The organism is Aurantibacter sp., from assembly GCF_039941195.1.
Classification (GTDB): domain Bacteria; phylum Bacteroidota; class Bacteroidia; order Flavobacteriales; family Flavobacteriaceae; genus Aurantibacter_A.
The window spans coordinates 25479-46012 of the sequence record NZ_JBDVFA010000049.1 but is presented as its reverse complement, the minus strand read 5'-3'; the positions used below and the strand labels follow the sequence as shown (position 1 = coordinate 46012).

Genomic DNA, 20534 nt, shown 5'->3' with positions numbered 1-20534 from the left:
TAAATTATCAATCAACCCCACAAAAAAAAGATTTAAATTCTTTAGCAGAAAAGGTAATATCTGAAAAAATACAAAGATCAAAATCTGCACTAATATTCGATTCCTTAATAGGGGTAACCCAACTAGAAGAAGTAATAGTTGAAGATGTTTTTCTAAATCCAAAACGTAAAAAAATCTATGAAAAGTTCGGTGAGCCCGATCTAGTAATTAAAGGAGAAATTTTACGCAAACAAGAAAAAAAATGGTCGTTTGGATTGTTTAGTCTTCTAATGTTTAATTATGGTGACCAAATTACTATTGAGAAATTTTCTGATGGATTTATGCTAGCACATATAAATGCAGGGCAAAAACAAGAGGAACCAACATTATTAGCTGTTGATGGACGATTATTGCAACCGCACGAATATGAAAACGCCCCATTTATGTCATCTAAAATTATTGAGGATATTGAGTTAATAAAATACGCAAAGTTTTTTAAGAATAAATATTTACAAGTTTTTCAAGGTTCCTCCCCTTTAGAAGCTCCCAGTTTAGGTCATATAATTTCCATTTACACCAAAGGTGGAATAGGGGTACGTGGGTCAAGCAAACCTTTGCCAGGAACATTAAGTACTACGATTGACGTTTTTACACCTGTAAAGGAATTTTATACTCCGAAGTACGATAATCCAAAAACAAGCGAGTATCAAAGACCAGATTTACGTTCATTAGTGTATTGGCAACCGAATATTAAAACAGATAATCTTGGAAAAGCAAATATCAAATTTTTTAATAACGATGTCAGTGGGGATTACATCATAATAGTTGAGGCGATTTCGAAAAATGGTAACATAGGCTACCAAGAATTTGAATATAGTGTGGTAAAATAATTACTCAAATATGCCTGGCTCTGTGTATTATAGTATTTTCAATTTTTACTGATTATGTGTTATTTTTGAAAAACGCGGTATCATCGTAGTTAAAATTTTTATTCATTTATTTAGTGGATATTGGTTGTCTAATTGATTTTAATTCCCAAAACTCATAGAATGCTTATTAAAAAAGTAACCGGAATAGTAGTATTTCTTATTTCAACAAGTATTTATGCCCAAGAAATGGGTTTTGAAGAATATAACCCAAAGTCGACATTGGTAGTTCCCGAACATGTTGTAAAACGAGCTAAATTTCCTTTTATTGATATACATAGCCATCAACGAGACATGTCAACAGATGCGCTTAAAAGTATGCTTAAGGATATGGATGCTTTAAATGAGGGTTTAATGGTAAATTTAAGTGGGGGATCTGGAGAACGCTTAAAGAAAATGGTTGAAAGTATTAATGCTAATTATCCGAATCGTTTTGCCGTATTTGCGAATGTAAATTTTGAGAACGTTGGCGAAAAAGGATGGACAGAAAATGCGGTAAAGCAATTAGAAGAAGATGTAAAAGTAGGAGCGAAGGGGCTCAAAGTCTTTAAAAGTTTAGGTCTTCGTTACAAAGATACGGATGGAAATCGTGTGGCAATCGATGATACTAGATTGGATCCAATCTGGGCTAAATGTGGTGAATTAGGTATACCTGTTTTGATTCATGCAGCAGATCCAAAATCTTTTTGGGATCCAATGGATTCTGATAATGAACGATGGCTAGAACTTAAAACACATGCGAGAAGAAAACGAACAGATACAAATCCGGCTCCATGGCAGGAAATTATTGACGAACAACATAGAATGTTTAAGAAACATCCAAACACCAATTTTATAAATGCCCATATGGGATGGTATGCCAATGATTTGGGTAAATTAAGTCAATTGCTTGATGAAATGCCAAATATGTTCGTTGGTATTGCAGCGGTTATTGCTGAACTTGGAAGACAACCAAGAAATGCCAACGCCTTTTTTACAAAATATCAAGACCGTATCCTTTTTGGAAAGGATAGTTGGAACCCAGATGAATTTCCAACTTATTTTAGAGTTTTAGAAACTGAGGATGAGTATTTTCCGTACTACAAGAAATACCATGCATTCTGGTCTATGTATGGCATAGGTCTTACTGATGATATATTAAAAAAGGTGTATTATAAAAACGCTTTAAAGTTACTTCCACATATGGACACAAGTATTTTTCCTGAAAATTGATAGTTGATTAAAGGATAAACAGTTGTTTTTCGATATAATCTTGAACAAAAATCCAATTCATTTTCAATACTAATGCAGCTGAAGGAAGGTTATCTTCTTCAATTGCAGCAATTATAGCATCATGCTGTTCATTTGAATTGTAATGAAATGAGTCATCAGACATAAATTCACGTTCATAGAAGAAAACGCGACTTTTTAAATCTTTTAATATTTGTTGAACAACAGAATTATTATAATTAGCAGTTAAAAGCCTATGGAACTCCATATAGCCATTTACACGTTCTAAAGGTTCATCAGTTTCAGCGATTAAAGTTCGTTGTTTCTTTAGTGCTTCAATAGCCGCTTCATCAAATGTAGATTGTTCTAATGCCAGTACCTCTAAATGGGCCACAAGCTCGTATAAGTTTTTTGCTTCTTCATGATTTACTTCAGCAATTATAAATCCGCAATTTGGAATGGCTCTAACAATATGAGATTGTTGTAATTGAGTTAAAGCTTCACGAATAGGAGTAACACTCACTTTTAAAACTCTAGCTAAAGCAGCAAGGTTTATACGATCTCCAGGATCCAAAGCACCTTGCTGCATTTGTTTTAGCAAATGCTCACGTACTTGATTTCGTAAAATAATTTTACTAGACATGATTCAAAAATAATAATCGTATACGATTTATAACGGCTTTTTCCTGAAAAATAGTACGTTTAACAAGATATTTTACATTTTAACAACTAACAAATTCGATGAATGGATTTTAATTAATGAAGTATTTCATCGAAAAAATTGTCTTTTTACCGAAAATCACATTCTTTTAACAAGAAGTCAGCACTATCCCTATTATTCCATCGTTAAACACCCTATAATCCAAACTCTATAATAATGAAGGCAAAGTCTATTTGTAAATTACTTTTCGTATTTGGTTCAATGGCGTTAATCACTAGTTGTAGTGATGATGACAAAGACGTAGTTGTAGAAGAACAAGAACTTTCGCAAACAGAAGTTAAAACAATTTTAGAATCTGACTCATATGCGAAATCTTTCGATAATATAATTTCAAGTGTTTATCAAAACGAAGGTAATTCAGGTAAAACGGACGAATGTTATGTTGCAGAATATTCAGATACTGGTTTTACCATTGAATTTGATAATTGTACGGTTGAAGGTACATCAAATGTAACGGGAACTCTTTCTGCAGTATACACATCAACAGGTGATACTATTTCGTATACAGCAACTTGGACTGATTTTAATTTTGGAGGTATTATTTTAAATGGTACAAGAAGTTATACAATGGGTTCAGAGACTGACAATTCGATTACTTTTTCAGCCACGAGCGACTTTAGTGCAACCTTAGGCAATGGTTCAATAATAACAGAAAAAGGGACTAAAGAAATCGGAATTACATTTGGTAGTAGTCTCGAAACCAGTATTTACACATTAGATGGAAGCTGGACAGTAACCGCAGATGGCTTAACGTATGTAGTAACGGTAGATGATACAATTGAAGGTAATCTTGCTTGTTCATATTTAAATGAAGGTTCAATGACCGTTGAAAAGAGTGGCCTGCTTGTAGCAGTAGACTTTGGCGATGGTGAATGTGACGATATGGCTACAGTAGAATATCCTAATGGAGATACTGAAGAGATTTCCTTAAGAGATTAAGAAAAGTTAACTCGACTTTTTCGACCCTGCTTTCTTATATAGAAAGCAGGGTTTTTATTTAAATAATCTTTTCATCAACAATCAAAATAAAATAACTTAAATGAATTTAAACTATATTCGAAGCTGACGAATTCTCCAAAAACAGCAACGAATAATGAAATCATTTAGCATTCAGGAAATTAACGCCATTATAGAAGGAACATTAATTGGTGATACTTCTAATAGAATCAACGGACTTGGTGAAATTAAAGAAGCCTCTGAAGGTCAAATCACCTTTATCGGAAGTTCTAAATACGCCAAATTTTGGTCGGATTCTAAAGCCACTGCGGTTATCGTAAATGAATCAGTTAATTTAGAATCAATTGATTCTCGTCCGATTATAAAAGTGAAAAATGCTGATTTAGCTATGGCTAAGTTACTTGAAGTTTTTAGTCCGGCTGGACCTGAATTTGAATTTGATATTCATCCTTCAGCCGTGGTGCACCAATCCGCAAAAATAGGTGAAGGCGCCAAAATAGGTGCAAATTGTTATGTTGGTAAAAATGTAATTTTAGGAAAAGGAGTGCTCCTGTATCCTAATGTTTCTGTTTTTGATGATACAACAATCGGAGATAATACAACGGTTTGGTCTGGAACAGTTATCAGAGAGCGTACGCAAATAGGGAGTCATTGTATATTTCATAATAATGTAAGCATTGGTGCAGATGGTTTCGGATATCGCCCCAGTGATGACGGTAGGGGCTTAGTGAAGGTACCTCATATCGGAAATGTAAAAATAGGGCATTATGTAGAGGTGGGCGCTAATTCGTGTATTGACAGGGCTAAATTCAGTTCTACCATTGTAGGAGATGGGTGTAAAATTGACAATTTAGTTCAAATAGGACATAATTGTGTGATGGGTCGCTTTTGTATTATGGCAGGAAGCAGTGGTTTAGCTGGTTCTGTCACATTAGGAGACGGTGTAATAATTGGAGGTAGCGCATCAATAAAAGACCATACAACAATACATTCTGGCGCTGTAGTCGCTGCAGGTTCTGGTGTAATGAAAGATGTTCCAGCAGGTATGACCGTTTTAGGATATCCAGCTGCAGAATCTAAAGAGAAATTAAAACAATGGGTTGCATTGCGTAAATTAGCAAGAAGTTAATGATTCCAATTAATCTTCGAATTCCAGTTTAGTTATTAAATCATCGTAGTTATTAATCTTTGTGAAAAGTTTTCCGCCTAAATTTATTATTGGAGTTTCTAAAGAATCTAGTTGCATAGTATTCGCAAATGAACGGTTTAGTTGATTTTTCATTTCAACATTTTCGTCTAGTTTATGCATTTGATATAAATACTTACCGTCTGCAAGTGATTGTAAAAGACTATCACATTGATTACACATAGAAGGCACATAAACCGTAATATTCTTTTTAGGCTTAATTTTAATAGCTGTAGCTTCTTTTTTAACCGCTCGTTTAGAAAGACTATCATTTACCACCAAATCATAAGTATACTGGGGCGTTTTACCACGAAGTAACATTATAGTTTTTAAATGAACCTTTGAAATTCCAGGAACTCGTATTAATCTTGGACGAGCTTTACTTTGTCGAAAGTTTGTACCTTCAATTGTAATCATAACATCCAAATCTTCCTCATTTTCGTTAACAGCATAGAAAGCCAATCGATTAGGAATTTCTTCAGTAATTACTTTTATTTTAGAATCTTGCGCCCAAACATTTGCACTAAATAATGTAATTAGAACAATTAATATATTTTTCATTTTCCATTTTCTTTGGTTCAATATATCAATTTATCTTCATTCGTATCCAGTATGCCGTCGATAAAGGGGTTAATTCTTACTTCATCTAAATTTTTGAACGTTAATCTATTTTTTAGAAACAAGATATTCTTAATATTGAAACTTCTAAACAACCGTATGGCTTATGGAACAAAAATCAAACACTGTATTAATCGTACTTGCATTTTTCTCCATTTATGTAATTTGGGGTTCTACTTATCTTTTAAATAAGATTGCCGTTCAAGAGCTACCACCATTTATGCTAGCCGGTTTTCGTTTTTTTATTGCCGGTCTTTTAATATTCATCATATGCAAAGTAATGGGTATTCCATTGAAAATAACCCCAAAACAACTGAAGAATACAATAATAGCTGGTTTTCTATTTTTAGCATATGGTAATGGCGTTGTAGTATGGGCTTTACAATATATTGATTCCGGATTTGCAGCGCTAGAAATCTCAGCACAACCTTTAGTAGTATTGCTTTTAATGCGCGTATTACAAGGAAAAAAGATACAAGCTATGTCGTTGGTAGGTATTGCATTAGGTTTTATTGGAATCTATTTATTGATTAGTCAGAAATCGATTATTAGTCAAGAAAATTCTGCATTTGGAATGATTTTAGTTTTCTCAGCTATGATTAGTTGGGCTTATGGCAGTTTATTTGTAGGTAAAGCAAATTTACCAACTAATTTTTTTGTAAATACTGGTTATCAGATGTTTATGGGAGGTTTTCTAATGTTTATTATAAGTGTTTCAACCGGAGAAAAATGGTTATCACCATTAGTTTGGTCTAGTAAAGTTCAATGGGCAATGGTACTTTTAATAGTTTTAGGAAGTATTGTTGCCTTTACCTCATTTAATTATTTATTACGGAATGTATCACCAGAAAAAGTGGCGACTAGTACTTACGTAAATCCAATAATTGCCTTGCTATTGGGTTGGTATTTCTTAAATGAGCAAATTACAAAACAATCCATTTTGGCTGCAATAATATTATTAACAGGAGTCTATTTTATTAATACTAAGAAAAAGCTAACAATTTACTCAAGGTTTAAAAGAAATTAGATTAATTCCGTTTAATTTTTCCATCAGAAAGTATTAAATTCCATGTTCGATGAGAACTCTAATTTTTTACTGCTTTATTCTTATATCTACTGTATCATGTAAATCGGAACCTTCGGTAAGTCTATTTAATGGTGAAGACTTAAATGGGTGGCATATTGATGTTCCTGAAATGGATTCTGTTCCTAGTGCGATTAATCCGTTTATAGTTAGAGACGGAATGTTGGTTAGTTTAGGGGTTCCTCGAGGTCATATAATTACTGATGCAGAATATGAAAATTTTAGGCTAGAAGTTGAATATCGCTTCGCAGGGGTACCTGGTAATTGTGGTGTTTTAGTATACGCCTCTACACCACGCTCGCTATACGAAATGTTTCCAAAATCTATAGAGGTTCAAATGATGCATAAAAATGCTGGAGATTTCTGGTGCATCGTTGAAAACATTGAAGTGGATAATATGTTAGCTAGAAGAGGGCCTAAAGAAGAATGGGGCGTAACCGAAGGGAAAAAACGAAGAATTTTGAATTTGACTGAGGATTCGGAGAATCCGGTTGGTGAATGGAATTCAATGATAATCGAATGTTTAGGAAATAAATTAAAAGTCTGGGTCAATGGTGATTTTGTTAATTATGGCTTTAATGCGACGGCCAGTAAAGGCCAAATTGCATTACAAGCAGAAGGCTCGGAAGTAGAATTTAGAAAAGTGGTGTTAACACCAATTAATGAAATAAGTAATTACGAAGATAAAAATTAGTATAATGAGAGATAAGTCTATAACGAAAACTTCGGAAAAAAGTAGAAGGTCATTTATAAAGAAATCGAGTATTGCCGTTCTGGGCGGTACAGTAATTTACCCATCAGGATTAATGGCATTTAACTCTTCTAAAAATGACATCATAAAAGTAGGTTTAATTGGTTGTGGAGGTAGAGGTACAGGTGCTGCTTCACAGGCATTAACTGCTGACCCAAATACCGAGTTAGTTGCCATGGGTGATGTTTTTGAAGATCGATTGTCGGGAGCACTTGAACAGTTACTTAAACTTAAGCCCAACCAAGTAAAGGTTGATTCAGATCAACAATTTATAGGCTTTGATGCATATAAAAAAGTTTTAGAATCAGATGTTGATGTTGTACTGTTAACAACTCCACCAGCATTTCGACCGGATCATTTAAAAGCAGCTGTAGAAGCAGGGAAACATACTTTTTGTGAAAAACCAGTAGCTGTTGATGCACCTGGAGTTCGAAAAGTTATAGAGGCTGCTAAGTTGGCCAAAGAAAAGAAATTAAATGTAGTTTCTGGGTTTTGTTTCAGACATGACACAATGAATATTGAAACAATGGACCGTGTTCTAGGCGGTGATATTGGTGAAATTAGAGCCGTTACTGCGTATAGAAATGGAGGAGAACTTTGGTATAAAGACAGAAAACCAGATTGGACAGATATGACCTACCAAATGCGTAATTGGTATTATCAAAATTGGCTTTCAGGTGACTTTTTAGTGGAGCAGGCAGTTCATAGTTGTGATTTAATTTCGTGGACTATGAATAATGAAATGCCAGTAAAAGCTATAGGTAGTGGAGGTCGGCAAGTTAGAACAGATGAAAAATATGGAAATATTTATGACCACTTTGCGACCGAATTCACATATGCAAATGGTTCTAAGTCTACTCTTTTTGCCAGACAACAGGCAAATACGCAAGGTAGAAATACAGTAGAAGCATTTGGTTCTGATGGTGTTTCGTATCTAAATCTTTATGGTAAGAGCGAGATAAAAGGTAAAAAACCTTGGCGATATAGAGGAGAACGAAATGATATGTTTCAGGCAGAACACGATAAACTTTTTGCTGCTATTCGAAGTGGTAATCCTATAAATGACGGTGAATTGATGGCTAATAGTACAATGATGGGTATTTTATCTAGAATGGTGGGTTATACTGGCCAAGAGATTACTTGGGAAGATGCCTTTAATTCTAAAGAACAACTAGGACCACATTTTGAAGATTATTCATGGGATTTAAAATTTAAAATGCCAGCAATAGCGGTTCCAGGTAAAACTAAGTTTATTTAAATTGAAATAATATTCATGAAAAATTATAAAAAGTTTACTGTATCAATTACACTCATTTTCAGTTTTATCGGATTAATTCATGGACAAGATGCTGATATTGTTTTTGGTAAAGAAATAGGCTTCGACGACTTAAATGATGGAGTTCTTAAAAAGTCAAAAGCTATAAACTGGATTAATGTTAATACCGCTGAAGATACTTGGAGAAATGAAGGCGAACTGCTTATTTGTAGAGGATTACCAATTGGGGTAATGCGTTCTGAAAAGCAATATGAAAACTTTATATTAGAAGTAGATTGGCGTCATATGGAAGCTGGAGGTAATTCAGGTGTATTTGTTTGGAGTGACGCAAGTCCAGATCCTGAATCGCGATTACCAGGTGGTGTAGAAGTACAAATGTTAGAATTAGACTGGGTAAATTTAAACACGCGAGATGGTAAAAAACCACCAATTGCCTATGTTCATGGCGAACTTTTTGGAGTAGGAGGTGTTACTACGGAAACAGATAACCCTAGGGGCACTAGAAGTAAATCTATAGAAAATAGAGCATTAGGAAAAGGAGAGTGGAATAATTATAAAGTAGTTTGTGTTGATGGTACAATAAAGCTTTCTGTAAATGGAAAATTTGTAAATGGCATCAGTAAATCGACCATAAAGAAAGGCTATTTATGTTTAGAATCGGAAGGTGCTGAAATACACTTTAAAAATTTTAAACTTATAGAATTGCCTTCTGGTGTTACTTCCGAAGCACAAACAGCCAAAGTTATCAAGTAAACTCTGGCCAATATTGTTTGATTTTTTTTCTTAAAAATTGAACACTACGTTCGAGTTGGTCCATGCCATCTACACCATCTTCTATACTTATCCAACCATCGAAACCTACACGCTTTAATTCGGTAAAAATTGCATCGTAGTCATTAAGTCCTTTGCCTATTTCACCATGACTTAATCGCTTTGCATATCCTACCGAACCCCCTTCTTCATTCTTTAAATCTTCAATAGTACCTGATAATAAATAGCGATCACTTGCGTGCATGGTAACCACTCGGTCCGATACTTTATAGAGTAAATCTAATGGTTCCTCTCCCGCCAAAAATGTATTACTAGGGTCATAATTAACTCCGAAATTTGGATGGTCAATACTATTTACGAGTTTACAAAATACATCCATTTGTTGGGCAAATTCAGGATATTCCCAAAAATCATCTTTGTAATGATTTTCTAGAATTAAAGTAATTCCCAATTCTTCAGCCAAAGGTAAACAGGCTTTAATGGATTCTGCAGCCAATTGGACGCCTTCATCAATGGTAAGCTCAGGTCTACGTTGTCCAGAGAGCACGCGACAATATTTTCCACCAAGAATATCGGTCATCCGTATCCAACTAAGTTGTTTTTCGATTTCTTTTGCTCTAAATGATGCTTCAGGATGCGTAAAATCGGGTGAACAACATAACATTGGAATTACTTTTCCATTCGCTTCAACTTCCTTTCTAAAAAGTGGCCAATTGGTTTTATCTTCCATTTCAAGAAATCCGGCGTACCATTCGATTCCATCAACTTCAAGTGCCGAGGCTAAAGTTATCCATTCAGAAACCTTCATAGTTCCATCTTTACAAAGTTCATGCATAAATGCTTTAGGAAATACTGCTAGTTTGGGCATTTTGTTCTAAATTTTAGTTTTGATTATAAATCACCTTTTGGTGGATTTCGGCCAATCATTGGAAATTGTTCGACTTCAAGAACTTGACCACTAATGGGTCCGCTTTCATCGGAAAGTAAATAAATAGCTGCCATGGCCATTTCTTCAGGTTTAAATATTCGTTTAGCGGGAGCAAAAACGTTGGATAGATTTTTAAACCAATCATCTCTTTTCCCTTGTTCTTTTTGATTTTGTTTTTCGTATTCTGTTAATACCCATCCTGGGTTTATTTGATTTACACGAACACCATGTTCTCTGAATAAAGAATCACCAAGATTACGACTCATGGTCATTAAAGCGCCTTTAGAAATACTATACGCTAATAAATTTTCTTCACCACTCCAAGAGTTTATCGAACCAATGTTTACAACGCATCCCCGCGTTTTTATTAATTCCGGTAAAGCCTTCTGAATAATGGCAAATGGAGCCAAAGTATTTATGGCTAACAATTTTTCTAGAAACTCGATATTCGTAGTATCAATATTTGAAGAAGCAACAATTGCAGCATTATTTACTACCGCATCTAATTTACCATAGTGGTTAATAGCCTTTTGAATTAACTTTTCAGGAGCTTCTTTCTCAGTAATATCGATAGTGTATTTAGCTATTTGCGATGGATTATAAGCTCCTACTAGATGTTGACCTTTCTCATCACGGAGTCCATTTACCAGTATTTTGGCACCTTCTTTTAAACATTGTTTTACGATTGCCTTACCAATACCTGTATAACCACCTGTTACAAGAATTACTTTGTCTTTTAAACGCATCTTAGTTTAGTTAGGTTTTAATACACTTTTTACTACTTTTCCAGTATGCATTTGTTCGAATGCTTCGTGCCAATCTGTAAGGTTCCAAACACCTCCTATAATAGGGTTCACATTTAATCGACCTGAAGTTAATAAAGAGAGTACTTTCTCCCATATTGGCCAATTATGACTAAAACTTCCTTGCAATCTAACATTCTTTTGCACCAATGGGTCAAGGGAAAAGTTTAAAGGTTTTGGACCCCATCCAACTTTTGTTATTTGTCCATTTGGCCGTACTAATTGCAAAGCCATTTTTAAAGTGGCACTAACTCCGGCAGCATCAATAACACAATCAACTCCAAGACCATCCTGTTTTTTCGCCCACTCACTGGCATCTCCAACTATTCCTTCACAGCCGTATTGAGACGCTATTTCTAATCGACCTCTATCTTGTTCTAAACCAACTATGGCAACTTCTGCACCACATAATCTAGCCATTGCAGCACACAAAATTCCTATCGTACCCGGACCAATGACTAGTACACGATCTCCTGGCTTGATATTAGAATTGACAACCACAGAATTATAGGCAACCGAACATGGTTCTGTTAAACATGCTTGTTCAAAAGGTAATTTATCTGGCACATTATGCAAACATCTAGCAGGTACTTTTACAAATCTAGTCATAGCTCCATTTACGCCATATCCGAAACCCTTCCGAGTAGGATCTAGGTTATATAATCCTTGTTTTGACATTGGATTATTTTGGTCTATAACAGCAGCTGTTTCACTAACAACACGGTCACCTTCTTTCCATCCCTGAACATTACTGCCAATTTCTGCAATATTTCCTCCAAATTCATGTCCAAGTACAACAGGATAATTTACGGGCCAACTATGGTCAGATGTCCATTGGTGAAGATCACTACCACAAACACCAACATTTGCAACTTCTAATAATACATCATCTGGCCCAATAATTGGTTTTGCAATTTCACGTATCTCAACACTTCCTTTTTCTTCTGCGTAATTTACAACAGCAATGGAGTTCATATTTCTTATATATTTTAATAGAATTTATACTTCTTCGAACGAATGTATTTTTTCACAAATCAAACGTAAGGAACCTTCAAGATCACCATCGGCAGTTTTAAATGCATCTGCATCGATAGTTAATGGTGCTCCTAATACAACTAATGGTGCTCCATAAATAGGACACTGAATTGCTTGTTCTAATGATAGTCCACCAACTGCTTGTACAGGAATGTTCACTGCTTCAACAATTTCTTTTAATTGATCTAATGGACTGGGCATTCGAAGTCCTTGAGCAGCTATTCCACGTCGTTCGTCATAGCCAACATGATGCACAATATAATCACAACCTAAATTTTCTAAACGTTTCGCACCGGCAATCATATCAGGGCATCCCAAGTTATCACCCATAACTTTAACATCAAAATCATGTCCAGCTTGAACTACAATTTTAATAGTTTCTTCATGCGCTCTAGCCATTACGACCACATGTGTAGCACCGGCTTTAGCCATCATTTCTGTTTCCAGATATCCACCATCCATTGTTTTTAAATCTGCTACAATGGGCACATTCGGAAAAGCTTCTCGCAATTTACGAACACCATGTAATCCTTCTGCTAAAAGTAGTGGAGTACCTGCTTCAAGCCAATCAACACCAGCACGTAAAGCAAGTGCCGCGGTTTCTAGAGCTTCATCAATATTTGTTAAATCGAGAGAAATTTGAACAATAGGTTTCATTAAGAATATAGATTTATGTATTCAAGAACCTTTAGTTATTAACAAGGGTCAGCGCTTGACAATTGTAGTATTCAGATTCTATAAATTAGTTTATTCTCCGTAAAAATACTTTATCAATTAAAAAAAGAAAGCAAGATAAATATCAATAATCTATAGAATTTTGACCCTTTAAATTATAAATATCATTATAAAACATCTAATATTTTTTGATATCTTAAATCTATACGCTTTTTAGTTTCTTCAGTAATATATTTTTTTTGATCCAATTGTTGTGGTTGGTCACTAGCACAAAAATAACTGTGAATACTCCGTCTAAATTTATTCGTATAGTTTGTGGTACCACCATGCCATACGTGTGAATTGAAAATATAAACGGAACCTGCCGGAGCTTGAATTAAAACTTGATTGGGATGTGATAAATTAACATCATCCATAACTTCATTTGGAAGTAATTTTGACTTATGTGTACCTGGAACTATTCGAGTGGCGCCATTATTTTCAACAAAATCATCCAATAACCAGATAGAATTACAAACTTTATATTGCCCATCGGCAATAGAATTACCATAATCTACATGTAATTTTTGATGCCCTAATCCTGGTTTTGCTGCTCTATAATTTAAAGAGCTAAGCTTAAAATGTTCACCTAAAACTGCAGAAATACCAGCTAAAACTTTTTCATGGGTGTAAAAAACATCAAAAATAGCACCCTTGTTCACCAAATCTGCAAGGCGATCTGCACCTTCCTCTTTTGGATGTCTTATATATTTAGATTCAAATAATTCAGAACCAGCATTTTTCCCTTCAATAAGAATAAGCTCATCTATAGTATTATTTATCGCTTCAACTTGTTCCTTGTTTAATAGTTGCCCTAAAGAAACATAACCATCTCTTTCAAGAGCCTCAAATTCATTCGCTGTTAACATTTTTATCTTTAAAAAATTACGCTCTAATTTAATAAATATCTAACTTCAATTATCTTAAAATAATTAGGATTATGAGTTATATTTGAGAGAATAGAACTTTATACGGGAACAATCGTTTTAGATTATAAAATGATAAATTGGAGGAGTTTCCTAATATAGTATTGTGCTTAATTTATGTGTTACGATATCAAAGCGGGTCTTGAAGCCCAGTTAAAAAGAGCTCAAAAACATGGCGATTTGCAAGCCATTGATGAGATTATTCAAAAACTAGTTCCTTTAACAGATTTACCGCTGCATCATGCTACGGGATTCAATCATCCCGAAGTCTTAATTTATACAAATGAATCTCCATTCTTTCCTATGGTAGCCACTTGGGGACTAGTACCACCATGGGTTAATGACGAAGTACAACTTAAAAAAATATGGAATTCAACTATTAACGCAAGGGGTGAAACCATTTTTGAAAAACCTTCTTTCAAAAATGCTGCAAATAATAATCGTTGTATTATTTATATAGATGGTTTTTATGAACACCATCATTTTAATGGTAAAACTTTCCCTTTTTTTATAAAAAACAAGACTGGTAAGCCTCTAGCATTAGCCGGTTTATATAGTCTTTATAAGGATGGTAATGGCGGTAAAATCACAACTTTTACTATAGTTACGACCAAAGGCAATTCTTTGCTTGAAAAGATACATAACAACCCTAAACTTTCAGAACCAAGAATGCCATTAATACTAACAGAAGAAGATGAAGATAAATGGTTAAATCCATTAATCGAAGATTTAAAAGAGAGTAGGATAAAAGAACTAAAAAAAGAATATCCTGCAGAAAAATTAGAAGCATATACGGTTAAACGGTTAAGAGGGAAAGCATATGTTGGAAATATAGCAGAAATTTCTCAGCCCTTTAAATATGAAGAATTAACGAATTTTTAATCATCTACTTTTTCACTCGATTTGCATTTAAAATTATCTAAAAAATTATACTACACATCAGATAAACAAATATTAAATTCTTTAAAACATTCGTCGATAAAATAACAGAATTCGTATAGTCATTTAGGTCAAACTTCTATTCTCTTTTAATAAGGAAGTATAAAGTTTCACTTTTGAAGTGTTAATTGTAAATACATTTTAAATGAAACTATATATCGCCATAGCAAGCTTCTTATTTGCACAAGTTGTTTTTACGCAAGAAGTCTTAACCAATTCCGATTCGAAAATATGGTCTTTAGAAGATTGTATAACGTACGCTATTGACAACAACATCACCGTAAAAGATGCCGATTTAAATACTAGCATTTCAGAAGTTGATTATAATAAGGCTAAATCTGCAAAACTACCTAATCTCTTTGGTAGTGCTTCTCAAAATTTTTCGAGCGGAACATCTATTGATCCTATTACTAGTGATTATGTTTCTGATCAAATTCATAGTACCAATTTAGGCATCAATAGTTCAGTAACACTTTTTCAGGGAAATCAATTAAATAATCAAGTAAAGCAAAATAAGTTAGTAATTGAACAGAATAGCCTGCTAGCAGAAGAGGCTAAGAACAGCATTGTGATTAGTATTTTAGAATCTTATTTACAGACTTTATTTAGTAAAGAAGGCATAACGATTGCTGAGAATAATTTGGATGCATCAGAAAAAGAAGTGCTTAGAGCTAAATCTAGATTGGATGCCGGTACCATTGCACTAAGCGATTATACTGAAGCCCAGAGTCAAGCAGCGACCAACAAATACAATGTAATTGCAGCAAAAAATGACTATGAGCTCAATATAATAGGCTTAAAACAATTATTAGAATTATCTCCTTTAGAGGATTTACAAATTGAAACTTTAGATGAAAATTTAGATTTAATAAATCTTGAGCTAAATAAGGAGCTGATTTATTCTAATGCTTTAGATTTTCTTCCAGAAGTAGCTGCTAGTAGCACAAATATTTCTATAAATGAGCAAGATTTAGAAATTGCAAAAGGCGGGTATCTACCAACATTATCATTAATAGGTAGTATTGGATCAGGTTACACTAGTATAAATGACAATACTTTTACAGACCAGTTAGATGTAAATTTTAATCAAAAAATTGGTCTAAGCTTATCCATCCCCATTTTCAATCGAAATCAGACAAAATCGGCGGTACAAACGGCCAATTTTAATATTGAAAAAGCAGAAATTCAAAAGCAGACTGTAGAAAAAGAAGTTATTAAGAAAGTAGAAACAGCTTACCAAAATGCACTTTCATCACAAGAACAATTAATAGCGGCAGAAGTTTCTCAAGAAGCAGCAGAACAGTCTTATAATTTAGCACAGAAAAAATACGAGTTGGGAGATTTAAGTACAACTGATTTAGTAATTAGCCAAAACACATTTACTAACGCCCAACAGAACTATTTACAATCGAAGTACCTAAATATTTTATACCATCAATTATTACAATTCTATCAAGGAAACGAAATTAAACTTTAATTAAAATGAAAAATAACAGAAAATTTATAATAGGCGGTATCGCATTGATTATTATAGCTTTTGTAGCCTATAGCTTTATTAAAGGCGATGAAAACGTTGCTATTGAGGCTAAAACTATAGCAGCCAAAAAAGGCGATGTAACAACTATGGTTACAGCAACTGGTACTATTGAACCAATAAACCAAGTTGATGTTGGAACACAAGTTTCTGGTGTAGTTGAAAAAATATATGTGGATTACAATAGTGTGGTAACAGAAGGACAGTTGATAGCCGAACTGGATAAAACTAATCTTAAAGCCGCTACCACACAAGCACAAGCTTCCTATGACAATGCAGTAAGTAATAGCAATTACCTACAAACTATTTACGAAAGACAAAAGACTTTGTATGATAATCAAGTAATAAGTAAATCTGATTTCGATGATGCCCTGTACAATTACGAAACGGCTAAAGGCACTGTTACACAACGTTTGTCTGACCTACAACAGGCAAGAACAAATTTAGGTTATGCCAATATTTATTCACCAATAAATGGAGTAGTGCTATCAAGAGATATTGAAGAAGGACAAACCGTTGCTGCAAGCTATAGCACTCCTACATTATTTACTATTGCTCAAGATTTGAAAGAAATGCAAGTTGAAGCAGATGTCGATGAAGCTGATATAGGTGTTGTAAAAGAGGGGCAACGTGTAAGTTTTACAGTAGATGCTTACCAAGGACAAGAATTTGAAGGTGAAGTAACTCAAGTACGATTGGATCCAACAATCACGTCAAATGTAGTAACCTATACTGTGGTAATAAAAGCGGACAATCCAGATTTAAAGTTAAAGCCTGGACTAACAGCTACGATTTCAATTTACACCTTAGAATTAAAGGATGTATTATCTGTAGAGGCGAAGGCGATTAACTTTAAGCCAACTCCTCCAGAAATGATGGCATATAATGAACAGGAAAATTTAACGGTTGAACGCCCACAAGGAGGACCAATGCCCGATGAAGATAGTACTACACTAGTGTGGGTATTAGAATCTAACGGCGCTATTTCTGCAAAAAAGGTAGAATTAGGAGCAAGTGATGGAGTAAACGTGCAAATATTAAGTGGTATTAATGAAGGCGATAAGTTGGTTTATAGTTTAAAATCTGAAGCAACACAATCTGGAGCTCCTGCAGGTGGGTCAGAAGAAAGTCCGTTCATGCCAAAACCACCGGGAGGTAAAAAATAAGCGTCATGAGTAAAGAAATTATAAAAATAGAAGACCTAAAGCGTGAGTTTACCATGGGCACAGAAACAGTTCACGCCCTACGTGGTATTTCATTTTCTATTAAAGAAGGAGAGTTCGTTACCATCATGGGTTCTAGTGGTTCTGGTAAAAGTACCATGTTAAATATATTAGGTTGTTTAGACCAACCAACATCTGGAACTTATGAGATTGACGGTGTTAGTATGAAGGATTTAAGTAGAAACGAATTGGCTACTATCCGAAATGAAAAAATTGGATTTATTTTTCAATCGTATAACCTTCTAGCTAGAACTTCAGCTATTGAAAATGTAGAATTACCACTTTTATACAATAGTAAAGTATCAACTGAAGAGCGAAGAGAGCGCGCAATAAAGGCATTAGAAATGGTAGGGTTAGGAGATAGATTAGATCATACACCATCACAGCTCTCAGGAGGTCAACAACAGCGTGTAGCAATCGCAAGGTCACTTGTGAACAATCCAGTAATGATTTTAGCTGATGAGGCAACTGGTAATTTAGATACTAGAACCTCATACGAAATTATGTCTTTATTTCAAGAATTGAATAAGCAGGGAATTACAATAACATTTGTAACCCATGAACCAGATATTGCTACATTTAGCAGTAGAACAATAGTATTGAAAGATGGAAATATAATCCAAGATTATGCCAATAATAATGTACAATCTGCGGCGGATGAATTAGCTAAACTACCTAAAGAACAAGACTAATTATGAGACTATTAAATCTATTAAAAATCGCATATAAAGCTATTGTACTAAATAAAGTACGAACATTATTAACAATGTTGGGCATTATAATAGGTGTAGCATCTGTTATCGCTATGCTTGCTATTGGTGAAGGCTCAAAGGAAAGTATTAGAAGTACAATTTCTAGTATGGGCTCTAATATGATTACCATTCGACCCGGTACTGATGATAGGGGTCCTGCAAGGGGTAGTGGTGGTGATGTTCAAACACTGACGCTTAAAAATTATGAGGTTATAAAAGATAAATCAACGCTATTGAGCTATATAACGCCTGTTGTGAATGGCGGTGGACAGGTTATTAGCGGAGCCAACAACTGGCCTAGTACCATTTATGGGGTAAATCCGCAATATTTAGAAATTAAAGTAGTTGGTTTACAAAGCGGAAGTATGTTCACCGATGCCGAGGTAAAATCAGCCTCCAAAGTGGTAATTCTTGGACAAACGGTTGTAGACAATGTTTTTCCTGACGGACAAGATCCAGTTGGGCAAATGATTCGTTTTGATAATATTCCGTTTAAAGTTATTGGGGTTTTAGAAGAAAAAGGAGAAAATACTTTTGGCCAAGATCAAGATGATGTTGTTATTGCACCATATACAACAGTACAAAAAAGAATTTTAGCTATAGATTATCTAAATCAAATAATGGCTTCAGCCGTTAGTGAAGATGATGCTCCAGATGCTGTAACAGAAGTGACTGAAATTTTACGATCCGAACATAAATTAATGGATAATGAGGAGGATGATTTCTCTGTTCGTTCTATGGAAGAATTAATCTCAACCTTCAGTTCTACTAGCGAAATGTTGACTATTCTCTTGGTTGCTGTGGCAAGTATATCATTATTAATAGGTGGCATTGGAATTATGAATATTATGTATGTTTCTGTAAAAGAACGCACAAAGGAAATTGGGCTACGTATGGCTGTTGGTGGTAAGGGTTCAGATATTTTAATGCAGTTTTTAATAGAAGCTATTTTAATTAGTATTACTGGCGGACTTTTAGGTGTAATCTTAGGCCTAAGCGCTACCGTTTTTATCGAAAAGTTCTTACATTGGCCAACTAGTGTAGCGCTGTATTCGATTATTATATCATTTGCGGTATGTGCAGTTACTGGTATATTCTTCGGATGGTACCCTGCAAAAAAAGCTTCGGCATTAGATCCAATAACGGCATTGCGCTACGAATAAGTAATTATGTATAAAAACAATAAAATACTATTTATACAGCACCTACTCATATGGTTGGTGCTGTTTAGTATGCCTTTTATCTTGTCTTACGGACAGGAACAGGATGTAAATAGGCTTATTGCCCATTTTTTCATTCCGATGTTCTTTTACGCCATCATATTCTATCTAAATTATTTTGTGCTGATAGATCGATTTCTTTTTACAAAGAAAACTTTACTTTTTATCGGTATCAATATTTTTATAATTGCATTTTTTATTCTTTCTAAAGAGTTCATTGAAGATAATTTCTTTTATGAATTCGTTAAAAAACCTACTACTGAAAATAGGAACGGACCTCCGTTTAAATTGTTTCTTTACATTCAAATGCTTTCATACGCAGCTCCCTTGTTATTTTCCATCGCCATAAAAGCGACTAAAAGATGGGTGAAAACGGAGGCCGAAAAAAAGGAAGCGGATAATTTTAAATTGCAAACTGAATTGCAACATCTTAAATATCAATTACAACCACATTTCTTTTTTAATTCATTAAACAATATCTATTCTTTGGTAGATATTTCTCCGGATAAAGCAAAATCTACAATTCATAGTCTAGGCAAATTAATGCGCTATCTTCTTTATGAAACGAATACAGAATTGGTTTCACTTTCGAAAGAAATTGAATTTATGAGGAAATACATCGATTTAATGAAACTTCGACTAACAGATAAAACGGAGGTTGAGTCTAGTTTCCCGATTAGTGACTCACAAATTAAAATTTCTCCCTTATTATTTATATCATTAATTGAGAATGCTTTTAAACATGGGGTTTCTGCGAATACGAATAGCATAATTTCAATAGATATGACTATAAAAGGTAATATCGTAGACTTTACCATTGAAAACCATAATTTCCCAAAACAGGATAGTGATAAAAGTGGTAGTGGTATTGGTTTACCTAATTTAGAAAAACGATTACAACTACTATATCCAAACAAACATACCTTCAAAAAAGAGCTTAAAGCAGGTGTTTATCGAGTTAATCTACAAATAGAAACGTAAT

21 protein-coding genes are annotated in these 20534 nt (G+C 34.3%); 14 read left to right on the top strand and 7 right to left on the bottom strand.

Annotated elements, in window-relative coordinates:
* Together ABJF52_RS08490 and ABJF52_RS08485 are read left to right on the top strand one after the other, a co-directional pair.
* On the top strand, positions 1-869 hold an 869-nt coding region (locus tag ABJF52_RS08490; RefSeq protein WP_348149047.1), incomplete at its 5' end, for a hypothetical protein.
* Between the two features lie 159 nt (positions 870-1028).
* On the top strand, positions 1029-2117 hold the full coding sequence (locus ABJF52_RS08485) for an amidohydrolase family protein (RefSeq protein ID WP_348149045.1): 1089 nt from the start codon (positions 1029-1031) through the stop codon (positions 2115-2117).
* A 7-nt stretch (positions 2118-2124) separates the two neighbouring features.
* On the opposite strand, the gene ABJF52_RS08480 is transcribed toward ABJF52_RS08485, so the two are convergent.
* Positions 2125-2757, bottom strand: a complete 633-nt coding sequence (locus ABJF52_RS08480; protein WP_348149044.1) for a GntR family transcriptional regulator — start codon at positions 2755-2757, stop codon at positions 2125-2127.
* A gap of 234 nt (positions 2758-2991) precedes the next feature.
* On the opposite strand from ABJF52_RS08480, the gene ABJF52_RS08475 reads away from it, so the two are divergent.
* Complete coding sequence (locus ABJF52_RS08475) at positions 2992-3774, top strand: hypothetical protein (protein ID WP_348149042.1); 783 nt, start codon at positions 2992-2994, stop codon at positions 3772-3774.
* A 154-nt stretch (positions 3775-3928) separates the two neighbouring features.
* Positions 3929-4921: a UDP-3-O-(3-hydroxymyristoyl)glucosamine N-acyltransferase gene (lpxD, locus tag ABJF52_RS08470; RefSeq protein WP_348149040.1), complete on the top strand. Its 993-nt coding sequence runs from the start codon at positions 3929-3931 to the stop codon at positions 4919-4921.
* A gap of 9 nt (positions 4922-4930) precedes the next feature.
* Here lpxD and ABJF52_RS08465 read toward each other — a convergent pair whose 3' ends face one another.
* Entirely contained in the window at positions 4931-5539 is a 609-nt protein-coding gene (locus ABJF52_RS08465) for a hypothetical protein (RefSeq protein WP_348149038.1), read from the bottom strand.
* Between the two features lie 163 nt (positions 5540-5702).
* On the opposite strand from ABJF52_RS08465, the gene ABJF52_RS08460 reads away from it, so the two are divergent.
* From ABJF52_RS08460 to ABJF52_RS08445, 4 genes are read left to right on the top strand one after another with little or no spacing between them, the layout of a single operon-like run.
* Positions 5703-6623 (top strand): EamA family transporter, encoded by a 921-nt coding sequence (locus tag ABJF52_RS08460; protein ID WP_348149037.1) that lies wholly within the window; start codon positions 5703-5705, stop codon positions 6621-6623.
* Between the two features lie 49 nt (positions 6624-6672).
* Complete coding sequence (locus ABJF52_RS08455) at positions 6673-7374, top strand: DUF1080 domain-containing protein (protein ID WP_348149035.1); 702 nt, start codon at positions 6673-6675, stop codon at positions 7372-7374.
* Between the two features lie 4 nt (positions 7375-7378).
* Positions 7379-8689, top strand: a complete 1311-nt coding sequence (locus ABJF52_RS08450) for a Gfo/Idh/MocA family oxidoreductase (protein ID WP_348149033.1) — start codon at positions 7379-7381, stop codon at positions 8687-8689.
* Positions 8690-8704: 15 nt separating this feature from the next.
* Positions 8705-9460 carry a DUF1080 domain-containing protein gene (locus tag ABJF52_RS08445; protein ID WP_348149031.1) on the top strand — a complete coding sequence of 252 codons (756 nt, stop codon included), beginning with the start codon at positions 8705-8707 and terminating at the stop codon, positions 9458-9460.
* Here the strand turns inward: ABJF52_RS08445 and ABJF52_RS08440 are convergent.
* The 5 genes from ABJF52_RS08440 to ABJF52_RS08420 form a co-directional block, all read right to left on the bottom strand.
* Entirely contained in the window at positions 9453-10346 is an 894-nt protein-coding gene (locus tag ABJF52_RS08440; protein ID WP_348149029.1) for a sugar phosphate isomerase/epimerase family protein, read from the bottom strand. The two genes, ABJF52_RS08445 and ABJF52_RS08440, sit on opposite strands and share 8 nt — an antisense overlap.
* Before the next feature lie 23 nt (positions 10347-10369).
* Positions 10370-11152 carry an SDR family oxidoreductase gene (locus tag ABJF52_RS08435; RefSeq protein ID WP_348149027.1) on the bottom strand — a complete coding sequence of 261 codons (783 nt, stop codon included), beginning with the start codon at positions 11150-11152 and terminating at the stop codon, positions 10370-10372.
* Positions 11153-11158: 6 nt separating this feature from the next.
* Positions 11159-12184, bottom strand: coding sequence for a zinc-binding dehydrogenase (locus ABJF52_RS08430; RefSeq protein ID WP_348149025.1), 1026 nt, complete (start codon positions 12182-12184; stop codon positions 11159-11161).
* A gap of 24 nt (positions 12185-12208) precedes the next feature.
* A complete protein-coding gene (locus ABJF52_RS08425; protein ID WP_348149023.1) occupies positions 12209-12901 on the bottom strand; it encodes an orotidine 5'-phosphate decarboxylase / HUMPS family protein in 693 nt (230 codons plus the stop codon).
* A 185-nt stretch (positions 12902-13086) separates the two neighbouring features.
* Positions 13087-13827, bottom strand: coding sequence for a phytanoyl-CoA dioxygenase family protein (locus ABJF52_RS08420; RefSeq protein WP_348149021.1), 741 nt, complete (start codon positions 13825-13827; stop codon positions 13087-13089).
* Positions 13828-14001: 174 nt separating this feature from the next.
* Between ABJF52_RS08420 and ABJF52_RS08415 the strand changes: the two genes are divergently transcribed.
* The 6 genes from ABJF52_RS08415 (at position 14002) to ABJF52_RS08390 (ending at position 20533) form a co-directional block, all read left to right on the top strand.
* On the top strand, positions 14002-14766 hold the full coding sequence (locus ABJF52_RS08415) for an SOS response-associated peptidase (protein WP_348149019.1): 765 nt from the start codon (positions 14002-14004) through the stop codon (positions 14764-14766).
* A gap of 202 nt (positions 14767-14968) precedes the next feature.
* Positions 14969-16300 (top strand): TolC family protein, encoded by a 1332-nt coding sequence (locus ABJF52_RS08410; protein ID WP_348149017.1) that lies wholly within the window; start codon positions 14969-14971, stop codon positions 16298-16300.
* Between the two features lie 5 nt (positions 16301-16305).
* On the top strand, positions 16306-17523 hold the full coding sequence (locus ABJF52_RS08405; protein WP_348149015.1) for an efflux RND transporter periplasmic adaptor subunit: 1218 nt from the start codon (positions 16306-16308) through the stop codon (positions 17521-17523).
* A 5-nt stretch (positions 17524-17528) separates the two neighbouring features.
* On the top strand, positions 17529-18272 hold the full coding sequence (locus tag ABJF52_RS08400; RefSeq protein WP_348149013.1) for an ABC transporter ATP-binding protein: 744 nt from the start codon (positions 17529-17531) through the stop codon (positions 18270-18272).
* A gap of 2 nt (positions 18273-18274) precedes the next feature.
* The gene (locus ABJF52_RS08395; RefSeq protein WP_348149011.1) at positions 18275-19495 is read left to right on the top strand and encodes an ABC transporter permease; all 1221 of its coding nucleotides are present in this window, start codon (positions 18275-18277) and stop codon (positions 19493-19495) included.
* A 6-nt stretch (positions 19496-19501) separates the two neighbouring features.
* Positions 19502-20533 (top strand): histidine kinase, encoded by a 1032-nt coding sequence (locus ABJF52_RS08390; RefSeq protein ID WP_348149010.1) that lies wholly within the window; start codon positions 19502-19504, stop codon positions 20531-20533.
* The last annotated feature ends 1 nt before the right edge of the window (position 20534 follow it).